This is a genomic window from Avibacterium sp. 21-594 (genome assembly GCF_026226815.1).
Classification (GTDB): Bacteria; Pseudomonadota; Gammaproteobacteria; order Enterobacterales; family Pasteurellaceae; genus Avibacterium; species Avibacterium avium.
In genome coordinates this window covers 954,691-968,674 of record NZ_JAKKOC010000001.1, presented here as the reverse complement: position 1 = coordinate 968,674, position 13,984 = coordinate 954,691, and the positions used below count along the sequence as shown (strand labels likewise).

At 44.5% G+C, this 13,984-nt stretch carries 13 protein-coding genes; 6 read left to right on the top strand and 7 right to left on the bottom strand.

Annotation, left to right across the window (positions count from 1 at the left end):
• Nucleotides 1-136 precede the first annotated feature (136 nt).
• From deoD to L5B76_RS04510, 3 genes are all read right to left on the bottom strand, one after another.
• A complete protein-coding gene (deoD, locus tag L5B76_RS04520; protein ID WP_103853878.1) occupies nucleotides 137-853 on the bottom strand; it encodes a purine-nucleoside phosphorylase in 717 nt (238 codons plus the stop codon).
• Nucleotides 854-875: 22 nt separating this feature from the next.
• Nucleotides 876-2,114: a phosphopentomutase gene (locus tag L5B76_RS04515; RefSeq protein ID WP_265754412.1), complete on the bottom strand. Its 1,239-nt coding sequence runs from the start codon at nucleotides 2,112-2,114 to the stop codon at nucleotides 876-878.
• A gap of 210 nt (nucleotides 2,115-2,324) precedes the next feature.
• Nucleotides 2,325-3,587 carry a NupC/NupG family nucleoside CNT transporter gene (locus tag L5B76_RS04510; RefSeq protein WP_265754411.1) on the bottom strand — a complete coding sequence of 421 codons (1,263 nt, stop codon included), beginning with the start codon at nucleotides 3,585-3,587 and terminating at the stop codon, nucleotides 2,325-2,327.
• A 235-nt stretch (nucleotides 3,588-3,822) separates the two neighbouring features.
• Here L5B76_RS04510 and yczE point away from each other — a divergent pair, with 235 nt between their 5' ends.
• The 4 genes from yczE to L5B76_RS04490 all read left to right on the top strand — a co-directional run bounded on the left by yczE (nucleotide 3,823) and on the right by L5B76_RS04490 (nucleotide 8,636).
• A complete protein-coding gene (gene yczE, locus L5B76_RS04505; RefSeq protein WP_265754410.1) occupies nucleotides 3,823-4,464 on the top strand; it encodes a membrane protein YczE in 642 nt (213 codons plus the stop codon).
• A gap of 115 nt (nucleotides 4,465-4,579) precedes the next feature.
• Nucleotides 4,580-5,362, top strand: a complete 783-nt coding sequence (locus tag L5B76_RS04500; protein ID WP_103855029.1) for a DeoR/GlpR family DNA-binding transcription regulator — start codon at nucleotides 4,580-4,582, stop codon at nucleotides 5,360-5,362.
• Nucleotides 5,363-5,403: 41 nt separating this feature from the next.
• On the top strand, nucleotides 5,404-7,236 hold the full coding sequence (gene glmS, locus L5B76_RS04495) for a glutamine--fructose-6-phosphate transaminase (isomerizing) (protein ID WP_265754409.1): 1,833 nt from the start codon (nucleotides 5,404-5,406) through the stop codon (nucleotides 7,234-7,236).
• 170 nt (nucleotides 7,237-7,406) lie between these two features.
• The gene (locus tag L5B76_RS04490; protein WP_265754408.1) at nucleotides 7,407-8,636 is read left to right on the top strand and encodes an MFS transporter; all 1,230 of its coding nucleotides are present in this window, start codon (nucleotides 7,407-7,409) and stop codon (nucleotides 8,634-8,636) included.
• Nucleotides 8,637-8,647: 11 nt separating this feature from the next.
• On the opposite strand, the gene dusC is transcribed toward L5B76_RS04490, so the two are convergent.
• From dusC to rph, 4 genes are all read right to left on the bottom strand, one after another.
• Nucleotides 8,648-9,589, bottom strand: a complete 942-nt coding sequence (dusC, locus tag L5B76_RS04485; protein WP_265754407.1) for a tRNA dihydrouridine(16) synthase DusC — start codon at nucleotides 9,587-9,589, stop codon at nucleotides 8,648-8,650.
• A 102-nt stretch (nucleotides 9,590-9,691) separates the two neighbouring features.
• Nucleotides 9,692-10,555 (bottom strand): co-chaperone DjlA, encoded by an 864-nt coding sequence (gene djlA, locus L5B76_RS04480; RefSeq protein ID WP_265754406.1) that lies wholly within the window; start codon nucleotides 10,553-10,555, stop codon nucleotides 9,692-9,694.
• Nucleotides 10,556-10,644: 89 nt separating this feature from the next.
• Nucleotides 10,645-11,286, bottom strand: a complete 642-nt coding sequence (gene pyrE / locus L5B76_RS04475; RefSeq protein ID WP_265754404.1) for an orotate phosphoribosyltransferase — start codon at nucleotides 11,284-11,286, stop codon at nucleotides 10,645-10,647.
• A 21-nt stretch (nucleotides 11,287-11,307) separates the two neighbouring features.
• Nucleotides 11,308-12,027: a ribonuclease PH gene (gene rph, locus L5B76_RS04470; RefSeq protein WP_126373520.1), complete on the bottom strand. Its 720-nt coding sequence runs from the start codon at nucleotides 12,025-12,027 to the stop codon at nucleotides 11,308-11,310.
• A gap of 113 nt (nucleotides 12,028-12,140) precedes the next feature.
• Here rph and L5B76_RS04465 point away from each other — a divergent pair, with 113 nt between their 5' ends.
• Nucleotides 12,141-13,004, top strand: a complete 864-nt coding sequence (locus L5B76_RS04465; protein ID WP_265754402.1) for a YicC/YloC family endoribonuclease — start codon at nucleotides 12,141-12,143, stop codon at nucleotides 13,002-13,004.
• A gap of 14 nt (nucleotides 13,005-13,018) precedes the next feature.
• On the top strand, nucleotides 13,019-13,864 hold the full coding sequence (gene ygfZ / locus L5B76_RS04460; protein ID WP_265754401.1) for a CAF17-like 4Fe-4S cluster assembly/insertion protein YgfZ: 846 nt from the start codon (nucleotides 13,019-13,021) through the stop codon (nucleotides 13,862-13,864).
• The last annotated feature ends 120 nt before the right edge of the window (nucleotides 13,865-13,984 follow it).

Sequence of the window (13,984 nt, the reverse complement as noted above, 5' to 3'; positions counted from 1 at the left end):
AAAATAAATTGCGGAAAATTATAGCAATATTTTCGTGCGTGAGATATGGCAAGAATCAAGAAGATGAAAAATAGGCAAAAAAATCACCGCACTTATTTCGCAAATAAAGTAAAGTGCGGTGAGATTTTGTTAAAAATTAAGCCTGATCACCAAGCAATACGCTTTCTAACGCAATTTCAATCATCTCATTGAACGTAAGTTGGCGTTCTTCTGCGGTGGTTTGCTCGTGCGTGCGAATGTGGTCTGATACGGTACAGATAGTTAAGGCTTTCGCACCAAATTCTGCGGCAACGCCGTAGATGCCCGCAGCTTCCATTTCCACCCCTAAAATGCCGTATTTTTCCATTACATCAAACATTTCGACATCAGGTGTGTAGAAAAGATCCGCAGAGTAAAGGTTACCCACGCGTACGTTGATGCCTTTGTTTTTCGCCGCTTGTACGGCTGCTTGCGTCATTTCAAAATCGGCAATAGCAGCAAAATCGTTATCTTTAAAGCGAATGCGGTTCACTTTGGAATCCGTACAAGCGCCAAGGCCGATGATCACATCACGCAATTTCACGTCTGGACGCACCGCACCGCACGAACCGACGCGGATAATTTTTTTCACGCCATAATCCGTGATTAATTCTTTGGCGTAAATAGAACAAGATGGGATCCCCATTCCGTGTCCCATTACCGAAATTTTACGTCCTTTGTAAGTGCCAGTGTAGCCGAGCATATTACGCACGTTGGTCACTTCTTTCGCATCATCTAAGAACGTTTCCGCAATGTATTTTGCGCGCAATGGATCACCCGGCATTAATACTACATCAGCAAAAGCACCCGCGGGCGCGTTGATATGTGGAGTCATAATAAAGTCCTCTTATATTGAATTAATCTTGGTTGTCGAAATTAAGGATTGATTTACCGTAATCCATTGGCGGTAAGCCAAAGTAGGCGGCAACAGTTTGCCCTACATCAGCAAAGGTTTCACGTTTGCCTAAAAATGTTTTTGGCACTTGTGAGCCGTAAAGCAATACAGGGATATGCTCACGAGTGTGATCGGTGCCGTGCCAAGTTGGGTCGCAACCGTGGTCAGCGGTGAAAATGAGCAAATCATCTTCGTTCATTAAGGCTAATAATTCTGGAATACGGCTATCGAAATATTCCAATGCCGCAGCGTAACCAGCTACATCACGGCGGTGGCCAAAATCAGAGTCAAAGTTTACAAAGTTGGTGAAAACAATGGAATTTTCACCCGCTCTTTTCACTTCTACCAGCGTTTTATCGAATAATTCTTCCAAGCCTGTGGCTTTGACTTTTTCGGTAATGCCTGTGTGCGCGTAAATATCTGCAATTTTCCCGATTGAAATCACATCGCCTTGTTTTTCTTCCACTAATTTTTGTAAGACGGTTTTGGCTGGTGGCTCAATGGCATAGTCTTTACGGTTACCTGTGCGAGAAAATTCGCCTGCTTTGTTGCCCACAAATGGACGCGCAATCACACGGCCAATGTTGTAATCAGCCAGTTCTTCACGCACGATTTCGCATAATTCATAAAGTTTATCTAAGCCGTAGGTTTCTTCGTGGCAGGCAATTTGGAATACAGAATCGGCTGAGGTGTAGAAAATCGGTTTGCCCGTTTTCATATGTTCTTCACCCAGTTGATCCAAGATCACCGTGCCTGATGAATGGCAGTTGCCAAGGTAACCGTCTAAACCTGCGCGTTCGACAATGCGATCTAAAAGTGCTTGCGGAAAGCTATTTTCGTGATCAGGGAAATAGCCCCAATCGAATAATACTGGCACGCCAGCAATTTCCCAGTGGCCAGATGGAGTATCTTTGCCCGAGGAAATTTCTTTCGCATAAGCGTAACCCCCAATTAACGCTGGGTTTGGATTAAACCCTGCTGGCAATTCACCGCAAGATTCTTTCGCCGCTAAGCCTAAGCCGAGTTTTTCAAAGTTAGGCAGATGAAGTGGGCCTTTGCGGCCATTTTTGTCTTCTAGCCCTTCCGCACAACGTTGTGCAATATGACCTAAGGTGTTCGCCCCTTTATCACCAAATTTTTCTGCATCTTCACTTGAACCGATACCGAAAGAGTCTAACATCATTATAAATACGCGTTTCATTTTAAGCTCCTTAATTATTGAACTCTGTTTTTCAGGCAACAGAATGTTTGCGTTATGTTGAAAAATGATCGCTCAAGGAAATCACCTTGTGCGTGATTACCGTTATTACAATAGCAAACGTTTTCTTTGCCTTAATATGACAACACCACGAACAATGTCGTGGTGTTGTCGAAAAAATTCGGTGAAATTTTACCGCACTTTTCTTACATTTTATAGTGCAGCACCACTTAAACCGATAAATAAACCTGCAATGGTTGCACTCATCAGGTTCGCTAATGATCCTGCGATCACCGCTTTGATACCAAGACGTGCAATATCACCACGGCGGCTTGGTGCCATTCCACCTAATCCACCGATTAAGATGGCGATAGAGCTGAAGTTAGCGAAACCACAAAGGGCGAAAGTAATAATCGCTTTGGTTTTATCGCTTAATTGTACCGCAGCGTCCGCAGCAAGGTAAGGGGCAAATTCTAAGTAGCCAACAAATTCGTTCACCGCTAATTTAATCCCGATCATTTGACCTGCAACCGCAGCTTCGTCCCAAGGCACACCAATCACCCAAGCTAACGGACGGAAAATCCAGCCTAAGATCATACCAAGAGAAAGCTCAGGCATACCAAACCAATCGCCAATGCCACCTAATAAACCATTAACCAGTGCGATTAACGCCACGAAAGCAATCAACATCGCCCCTACATTCATTGCCAACTGCATACCAGACGATGCACCTGCTGCAGCCGCATCAAGAATGTTAGCCGGTTTTTCTAAATCCACTTTTTCAATGTCATCATTGAATTTTTCGGTTTGTGGCACGATCAATTTGGCGAATAATAAACCTGCTGGCGCAGCCATAAAAGAAGCGGCAATCAAGTATGGCAATGGTACGCCTAAACCTGCATAACCTGCCAATACAGAACCTGCGATAGAAGCCAAACCGCCACACATTACCGCAAATAGTTCGGATTCAGTCATTTTGCTGATATAAGGTTTCACCACCAATGGCGCTTCTGTTTGTCCGACGAAAATATTCGCTGCCGCAGACATTGATTCCGCTTTAGATGTACCTAATGCTTTTTGTAAGCCACCACCAATGATTTTAATGATCCATTGCATTACACCAATGTAATAAAGTAAGGAAATTAACGCAGAGAAGAACACGATGATCGGTAACACGCGAATGGCGAAAATGAAGCCGTCATTGCCAAAGGCTTTGAAAGAGGCGTCAGTGGCTAACCCACCAAACACAAATTGAACCCCTTCGTTACCGTAATTAATCACTTTGCTTACGCCATTGGATAAGGAAAGCAAAATATCACGACCAACAGGCACATAAAGAATAAATGCGCCGATCAGAATTTGAATTAATAACGCGCCCCCTACAGTTCGCAAACTAATCGCACGGCGATTGCTGGATAATAGAACGGCAATAGCAAGAAGTACAACAATGCCTAGCATACTTATTAAGCTACTCATATTAGAATTTCCTTAAATGTAAAATTGATATAAAAAAGCGAGCTAATTCTACTGTTTTTTGTAATGAAATGCTTGCAAAAATGTACAAAAATGTGAAGGCAAGCGATTGCTTTGCGGTAAAAATGCACAATTTTTACGTCTTTTCGCTATATCTTATACCGATTAAGTTATTGGGCTTTGCGTGAATTTCCTTTATTATGACGGCTAAAGTGCGGTGAAAAATAACGATAAATTAATGAACCAGAAATATAACGTATTACCCCATACCCCTTGGACAGCCACAGGATTATGGCGCATAGAACGCCATTCCATCATTGTCCTGATTTGCTCACTGATGCTATTAGGCTTGGGTGATGGACTGCTTTTGCTGTCCAATTTAGGATCCGCGCCTTGGACGGTGCTTTCGCAAGGCGTTGCCCTGCAAGCAGGGTTTAGCGTGGGTTGGGCATCTTTAATCATCAGTGCCATTGTGATGTTGATGTGGTTTCCCCTTAAACTTAAAATGGGCTTAGGCACTGTGCTAAATATGCTGTTAATCGCCCTCGCCCTAGGCTTAACCGTGGCGTCAATTCCTGCACCAACCACCTTATTTACTCGCTTTGTTTATGCCATTGTGGGCATTTTGCTATTTGGCATTGCGTCTGCGTTTTATCTCACTTGTCATCAAGGTGCAGGGCCGCGTGATGGCTTAATGGTGGGGTTATGCCACCGCTTTCATTGGAAAGTGGGAACAGTGCGAACCCTTATGGAAGTGTCTGTTTGTGCGCTTGGCTTTTTACTAGGGGGAACAGTGGGCATTGGCACGTTACTGTTTGCTTTTTCTATTGGTTGGGTGGTACAAATTACCCTTACGTTGCTAAAACGCCGTTATTTTTAACCGCACTTTTCAGTCACATTTTTCACCCGCATTTTTAGCCCGTCATTATTAGGCTTTACATTTCGCTTTTTGATCTATAGAATTCCGAACCGAAACTTAATCTTAAGATTGATTTATGAAACGAAACATTCAGCCCAGAAATACGCAACAACGCCGTCATCGCATTGTGCAATTATTACAAAGCCAAGGCGAAGTGAGCGTGGAACAGCTTGTACAGTTATTTGAAACTTCAGAGGTAACAATTCGCAAAGATTTGACCGCACTTGAAGCCAATGGTGTGTTGGTACGCCGTTATGGTGGGGCGATTTTAATGCCGCAAGAATTGCTTGATGAAAGCCAAGATGAACATCTTTCAAAACGAAAGTTAGCTATTGCGAAAAAAGCGGCGGAACGCATTGCGGATCATAATCGCATTATTATTGATAGCGGTAGCACCACTGCGGCGTTGATCAATCAGCTCAATAAAAAGCAAGGCTTGGTGGTAATGACGAACTCTCTTTCCGTTGCTACCCAACTGCGTGCTTTAGAAAATGAGCCAACGCTGTTGATGACAGGGGGGACTTGGGACACTCGTTCTGAATCTTTCCAAGGACAAGTCGCGGCGCAAGTGTTGCGTTCATACAATTTTGATCAGCTCTTTATTGGCGCGGACGGTATAGATTTAGAGCGTGGCACGACCACCTTTAATGAATTAGTGGATTTAAGCCGTGTGATGGCGGAAGTTTCCCGTGAAGTTATCGTGATGGTGGAATCACAAAAAATTGGCAGAAAAATGCCAAATATCGAATTAACTTGGCAGCAAATTGATGTGTTAGTCACGGACGATTTGCTCGCCGCTGAAATTAAACAACAAATTGAAGCGCAAGGCGTGGAAGTGATCTGCGCAAGTGCGGTGTAAATTTTCAAAATTTTTTATTTTCTAACCAAAGAGGACATTTTATGTGTGGAATTGTGGGTGCAGTAGCACAACGTGATGTAGCAGAAATTTTAGTCGATGGCTTACATCGTTTGGAATACCGTGGTTATGATTCAGCGGGTATCGCGGTGCTAGATGCAAATCATAATATGCAAATCGTACGCCGTGTAGGCAAAGTAAAAGCCTTAGATGAAGCCCTTGAAGCGCACCCAATTTTAGGTGGCACAGGGATCGCACACACTCGTTGGGCAACGCACGGTGAACCTTCAGAAGCCAACGCTCACCCACATCGTTCTGGCAAAATTGCGGTGGTACACAATGGAATTATCGAAAACTACGAAGAATTGCGTGAAGAATTACAAAAACGTGGTTATGAATTTCTTTCGCAAACCGACACCGAGGTGATCGCTCACTTAGTGGAATGGGAATACCGCAGCGCTAGCTCACTATTAGAAGCGGTGCAAAAAACCGTGGCACAATTGCGTGGCGCTTACGGTACGGTGGTAATGCACCAAGATGAACCTGACCATTTAGTGGTTGCGCGTTCTGGTAGCCCATTGGTTATCGGTTTAGGCGTGGGTGAAAACTTCCTTGCTTCCGATCCTTTAGCGCTATTAAGCGTAACGCGCCGTTTCATTTATTTAGAAGAAGGCGATGTGGCGGAAATTTCTCGCCGTGATGTACAAATTTTTGATGCACAAGGCAATGCCGTTGAGCGTGAAATGCACGAAGGGCATTTTGAAGCCGATGCAGCAGACAAAGGGCAATATCGCCACTATATGCAAAAAGAAATTTTTGAGCAGCCTGTTGCGATTATGAACACCTTAGATGGCCGTATCGTTAATGGTAAGGTAAACATTGATGCCATTGGCCCTAATGCAGCAGAAATCTTGAAAAAAGTGGAACACGTTCAAATTGTAGCCTGTGGAACCTCATACAACGCAGGAATGGTAGCGCGCTATTGGTTTGAATCCATTGCTGGCGTAAGCTGTGATGTGGAAATTGCGTCAGAATTCCGCTATCGCAAATTCGTTACTCGCCCAAATAGCCTGCTTATCACCCTTTCTCAATCGGGTGAAACCGCAGATACCTTGGCGGCATTACGCTTAGCCAAAGAATCAGGCTATATGACGGCGATGACAATCTGTAACGTAGCAAGTTCTTCTTTAGTGCGTGAATCAGATTTCGCCTTTATGACCCGTGCGGGCGTGGAAATTGGCGTGGCATCAACCAAAGCCTTCACCACCCAATTAACCTGTTTATTGTTATTAAATGCGGCAATTGGACGCCTAAAAGGTACGGTGAGCGAAGAGCAAGAACATCATATTGTACAAGCTTTACAACGTTTGCCAGCGCAAATTGAAAGCGCATTAGTTTACGATAAGCAAATTGAAAAATTATCTGAAGATTTCGCTGATAAACACCACACCTTATTCTTAGGACGTGGCGAGTTTTACCCAATCGCAATGGAATCTGCATTGAAATTGAAAGAAATTTCCTACATTCACGCAGAAGCCTATGCAGCGGGGGAATTAAAACACGGCCCACTGGCTTTAATTGATAGTGATATGCCAGTGATTGTGGTTGCGCCAGAAAATGATTTACTTGAAAAAGTGAAATCAAATATTGAAGAAGTGCGCGCCCGTGGCGGTCAGCTTTATATCTTTGCTGATCACGATGCAGGTTTTAGCGATGGCGAAGGCTTTAAAACCATCGTGTTACCGAAAGTGGACGAAGTAACCGCACCAATTTTCTACACTGTGCCGTTACAACTGCTTTCTTACCATATCGCCTTAATCAAAGGAACAGACGTGGATCAACCGCGTAACCTTGCGAAAGCGGTAACGGTGGAATAATTTTTTAAACAGCCTTGTAATGATTTGCAAGGCTGTTTTTTTATTTGCTTACGACTGCCAAATTAACTACACTATGTGCGCTTTTTGGGGCGCGCTTTTTAAGGCACGCTTTTAGCAAACTTCCTTTCTTAACACTTTAAAGGCTACCCGTGAGTAGCAAAAGGACATCTATGAACAACAAAGTAAATGATTATGGCTGGAAAGCCTTGATCGGCTCTGCCGTGGGCTATGCAATGGACGGCTTCGACTTACTCATTCTCGGCTTTATGCTCAGCGCAATTTCTGCGGATTTAGCGTTATCAAGCGCACAAGCAGGCTCTTTGGTTACTTGGACATTAATCGGCGCAGTGGCGGGCGGCATTATTTTCGGCGCATTAAGCGATCGTTATGGCCGTGTACGAGTATTAACTTGGACAATCGTGCTATTTGCCGTATTTACCGGCTTATGTGCGCTCGCGCAAGGTTATTGGGATTTATTAATTTATCGCACCATTGCAGGCATTGGTTTAGGTGGTGAATTTGGTATTGGAATGGCATTAGCGGCGGAAGCTTGGCCAGCTCGCCATCGTGCAAAAGCCGCTTCTTATGTAGCATTAGGCTGGCAAGTGGGCGTGCTAGGTGCAGTGTTACTTACACCATTATTATTGCCAATCATCGGCTGGCGCGGAATGTTTATTGTGGGCATTTTCCCAGCTTTCGTGGCGTGGTATTTACGAGCGAAATTACACGAACCTGACGTTTTTACCGAAAAACAGACCGCACTTTCCGCTACGACACAATCGAAATGGCAGGCCTTCCGCCAATCTTTCCAATTATTAGTGAAAGATAAACAAACCGCCAAAGTCAGTCTAGGGGTGGTGGTTCTCACTTCCGTACAGAATTTTGGCTATTACGGCATAATGATCTGGCTACCTAATTTCCTGTCTAAACAATTGGGCTTTAGCTTAACTAAATCTGGCGTTTGGACGGCGGTAACCGTATGCGGAATGATGAGCGGTATCTGGATTTTTGGGCGCCTTGCGGACAAGATCGGACGCAAACCAAGTTTTCTGCTTTTCCAACTTGGCGCCGTAATCAGTATGATTACCTACTCACAACTAACTGATCCAAACGCAATGCTGATTGCAGGGGCCTTTCTCGGAATGTTCGTAAATGGAATGATGGGCGGCTACGGTGCATTAATGGCGGAAGCCTACCCAACTCAAGCCCGTGCAACGGCACAAAATGTGCTGTTTAATATCGGGCGCGCGGTCGGTGGTTTCGGCCCTGTGGTAGTCGGTGCCGTGGTGGCAAGTTATTCTTTTTCCACTGCGATTGCCTTCCTTGCGCTGATTTATGTGATCGATATGATCGCCACCATTTTCTTAATTCCAGAATTGAAAGGCAAAGCCTTGGATTAATCAAGCTGAGGCTATATGGCAAAAGTGGCTAATCTTTCGCGCAAATCTACCGCACTTTGGCAGGTTTTAATATGCTCAAAAAGTGCGGTGGCTTGTGGGTAAGATTTTTTCAAATATTGTAGCCATTGTTTGGTGCGGGCGATGTGGTAAAAGCCCGTATCTTGCAAGTTTTCAATATGCGCATAACGGTGCAACAAAGGCATTACCCCTTGCGTCCAATCTAATTTTTCCTGATTAAACTTCACCACAAGGCTTAAGTTTGGAATGGTCAATGCACCGCGTCCAATCATTACATCTTGGCAGCCTGTTATAGCAAGGCAATCTTGCGCATCTTGCCAATGCCAAATTTCACCATTTGCGATCACAGGAATGGTTAAACGCTGACGAATTTCAGCAATTTTCTGCCAATTGATCTTTTCTGCACGATAGCCATCAGTTTTAGTGCGCCCGTGAATGGTGATTTCCGTACCGCCGCCTTGTTGCACCGCATCAGCAATTTCAAAGGCGTGATTATCACTATCCCAACCCAAACGCACTTTTACGCTCACCACTTGTTCTTGCGGGAGGGCTTGACGTAGGGCTTTGGTGGCTTGGTAAATGAGTTCGGGCTGTTTGAGCAACGCCGCACCGCCGTGGCTACCATTGACGGTTTTTGATGGGCAACCGCAGTTAAAATCAATGCCGTGCGATCCCAATTCGGTGGCTAAAATGGCATTTTCTACTAACCATTCGGGGTGTTGCCCGAGTAATTGCACTCGCACAGGCGTGCCTGAGGGGGTGTATCCCCCTTGGTGCAGTTCAGGGCAAAGGCGATAAAAGGTTTTGGCCGGCAGGCGTTGATCCACAACGCGAACAAATTCGGAGATACAGAGATCATAATCATTGATTTCCGTTAATAATTGGCGAACAAGGGGATCAAGCACGCCCTGCATTGGGGCTAGAAAAACACGCATTTTATTTACTATCACTCTTTTGATAAAAATAAAAAAGCTGAATTTTTCACCGCACTTTGTTATTTGAGAGAAACGGTAAAAAATTCAGCAATGAAGAAAGGTTTACTTCCACCCTTTCGCTTTACAAATCAAATCATAAGCGGCTTGAATTTGTTGGGTTTTTTCTTTCGCCATTTCGAGCATTTCTTCTGGTAAGCCTTTGGCGACGAGTTTATCGGGGTGGTTTTCGTTCATTAAACGGCGGTAAGCTCGCTTAACGGTGGTGCGGTCGTCATTTTCGCTCACGCCAAGCACGTTGTAAGCATCTTGCAAGGTTGGGCCGCTGTGTGTTTGATAACCACCACCTTGGTAGCCGCCTTGTTGATAATCGCCCTGTTGTGAGCCGTTATATTCATAATAAAACCCACCGCGGCTGAATTGGCGAGCGGCAATTTCTGCCATTAAAATTTGTTGGAATTGGAAACTGGATAAGCCCAATTCTTCCGCCACTACTTGTAGCACTTCTTTTTCATTTTCGTGCAGGTGATCATCAGCAAAAGCTGCTTGTAGCTGAATACGCAAGAACATTCTTAATAGATCACTACGCTGACCGCAGGCTTGGCAAAATTCGCGGATCACTTGGCGGAGCGGGAAACTTGGATCTTTACCACGATTAAAAGCTTCTTGCGCCAATTTACGCCCTTTGTCGTCCAAATTCATTTGGTTCATTAGATTGTTGGCAAGCGCGATGTCATCTTGCGTTACGCGCCCTTTCGATTTAGACAAATGCCCCAACACCGCAAAGGTGGTCTGCATAAACAAGGATTGGCGAGTTTCTTTGCGTTTGAAAAAACTCGAATTGACGCTGCCTAGTTCATATAATTTTTTGTCGGCTAAATGCCCTAAATAAGCGCCAACTAGCCCACCAAAAAAGCCGCCAAAACGGTAGCCAATGAAAAAACCTAATAACTTTCCAATAAAACTCATTCTGTTCTCCAACTTGAGTTATGCATAAAATCTTGAGTTATACATAAAATAAAGTGCGGTGCGTTTTTCGCGATTTTTATACGCCGTTCTTATATGCCATATTGCTCACGATAAGCACGCATCGCAGGCAGATATTGTTGATAATCCGCCTCTTGCTCAATAAATTGCATTAAATCGTCAAAATCAATAATCGAAAGCACGTTGCATTGATAATCGCGTTCCACTTCTTGAATGGCAGAAAGCGTGCCTTTGCCACGTTCTTTACGATTTAACGCAATCACCACCGCACTTAATTTCGCTTGATTTTGTGCGATTAAATCCATTGCTTCGCGAATTGCCGTGCCAGCGGTGATCACATCGTCCACCAATAGCACCTTACCTTGCAATGGGCTGCCAATTAAATTGCCGCCTTCGCCGTGATCTTTGGCTTCTTTACGGTTAAAACACACTGGTTTATCAATGCCATATTGCTTGAACAATGCCACCGACACCGTGGTGCCAATGGGAATGCCTTTGTAAGCAGGGCCAAAAATCACGTCATAATCTAAGCCACTTGCTTTAATGGCGGCGGCATAAAATTCGCCTAAACGCGCTAAATCCGCGCCCGTGTTAAACAAACCTGCATTAAAGAAATAAGGGCTAATGCGCCCAGATTTCAAGGTGAATTCACCAAATTTCAGCACATTGCGGCTGAGCGCGAATTTGATAAAGTCAATTTTGTAGCCTTGCATTTGCGCCCCCAATTATGCTTGTTATGCCTGTTTTAAGGCTTCACGCTGCGCGTTGAAGATCACTTCACAGCCTTGTTTTGCGAGATCTAACAGGGTTAATAATTCTTCGTGGGAGAATGGCTCACCTTCTGCCGTGCCTTGCACTTCAATCATTCGGCCATCATCGGTCATCACCACGTTCATATCAGTTTCGGCGTTGCTATCTTCCACATATTCCAAATCGCATACTGCTTCGCCCTCTACAATGCCAACAGAAATAGCCGCCACCAGCCCTTTAATTGGGTTCGTTTTTAGCACACCTTTTTCCATTAAGCCGTTGATCGCGTCCACTAACGCCACGCAAGCCCCAGTAATAGAAGCCGTCCGCGTACCGCCATCGGCTTGGATCACATCACAATCCAGTGTGATTGAACGCTCACCAAGGGCATTCAGATCCACCATTGCACGCAAAGAGCGGGCGATTAAACGCTGAATTTCCATCGTGCGTCCGCCTTGTTTGCCTTTGGCCGCTTCACGTTGCATACGGCTGTGGGTGGAGCGTGGCAACATACCATATTCTGCCGTAACCCAACCTTGGTTTTGCCCTTTTAAGAAACGTGGCACACTTTCATCAACGCTAGCGGTGCAAAGCACTTTGGTTTCGCCAAATTCCACTAACACCGAACCTTCGGCATATTTGGTGAAATGGCGGGTGATTTTAATTGGGCGGGGTTGATTTAATGGGCGATCATTCGGACGCATTGGAAATTCCTTACTCATTCATAAAATGGCGCTCATTCTAACACGCAAACTGACAGATGAGAAATTTAACGGTAGAATAGGCGGCAATTTTTAGCGTAAATTAAGGATTTATTATGATTTATAGTATGACGGCCTTTGCCCGTTATGAAATCAAGCAAGATTGGGGCAATGCAGTTTGGGAGATTCGTTCCGTTAATCAACGTTATTTGGAAACCGTCTTCCGCTTGCCCGAGCCATTTCGCGGTTTGGAAAACACCTTGCGAGAAAAATTACGCCAGCGTTTAACTCGCGGTAAGGTGGAATGTAATCTGCGTTTTGAGGGCAAACAGCAAGCCACAGCCAGCCTTAATTTAAACCAAGCCTTGGCGCAACAGGTGATCCAATCCTTACAATGGATCAAACAACAAGCTGGCGAAGGGGAAATCAATCTTACCGATGTTCTGCGCTATCCCGGCGTGGTGGAAACCCCAGAGCAGGATTTAGATCGCATTAGCCAAGAATTGTTAGCTGGCTTTGAAGCGGCGCTTGATGAATTTATCGCAATGCGTGGGCGTGAAGGGGAAAAATTAAACGACTTGATCCAGCAGCGTTTAACGGCCATCGCCAGTGAAAGTGATAAAGTGCGGTCAAAAATGCCAGAGATTTTGCAATGGCAACGGGATCGTTTGCAGCAACGTTTTGACGAATTGCAATTACAAGCCGATCCACAGCGCCTAGAGCAAGAAATGGTGCTATTAGCGCAGCGTATTGATGTGGCGGAAGAATTAGATCGTTTACAGCTGCACGTTAAAGAAACCCAACGCATTTTGCAAAAAGGCGGCGCAGTAGGGCGGAAACTCGATTTTATGATGCAAGAACTCAACCGAGAAAGTAACACATTGGCGTCAAAATCCATTAGCGCAGAAATCACTAATTCTGCGGTGGAATTAAAGGTGCTGATCGAACAAATGCGTGAACAAATTCAGAATTTGGAATAATTTTTGGAATCTTTATGGCAATCATCAATCTCTCACAATATCGTGTTATTTCTGTGCAAGGCGTGGACGCAGAAAAATTTTTGCAAGGTCAGCTCACTTGTGATGTGAATGGGCTGGCAGATGGGCAATCCACCCTCACCGCCCATTGCGATCCAAAAGGCAAAATGAGCAGCGTATTTCGTCTGTTGCGTGAAAATACCGAGCAGTTTTACGTGATTATCCGCCACGCCTTATTGCCTTCTGCGTTGGATAATCTGAAAAAATATGCGGTCTTTTCCAAAGTTGCCTTTGCAGAGCAAGATTGGCAAGTGATCGGACTATTGGATAAACAAAAGTGCGGTGCAATTTCGGCAGATTTTTGCCTTGAAATAGGACAATCTGCGTGCGCGATGTTATTAAATAAGACCGCACAACAGATTGATTTCACAGGTGAAATTGCACAATGGGAGCAAGCCATCATGCAAGCGGGCTACCCGATTTTATCGCCAGAAAGCCAAAACGAATTTATCCCGCAAGCCTTGAATTTACAATGTATCGAACAAGCCATTTCGTTCCAAAAAGGCTGTTATATCGGGCAAGAAACCGTGGCGCGAGCGAAATATCGTGGCATTAACAAACGGGCGATGTTCCTGTTTAACGCACAAACTGATACGCCTGTTCAGTTGGGTTCAGAAATTGAAATGCAGCTGGAAAATGGCTGGCGCAAAACAGGCTTTATCCTAAGTGCGGTGCATTTTGACGGCATTTTATGGCTGCAAGTGGTGATGAATAATCAGTTTGACGCAGACACGGCATTTCGTCTTGTTGGTGAAAACACGAAATTAAATTTAATGCCATTACCTTATAACCTGATCGCATAATTAGAGAAAAAACCTGCCTAATTTGAGCCGAATAGACAATAAAAATACTTGCTTTTAGGTATATTGAGGCTTGATATATTAAGGTTTTTCATAACTTATGCTTTTAAGTTATTTGTAAAT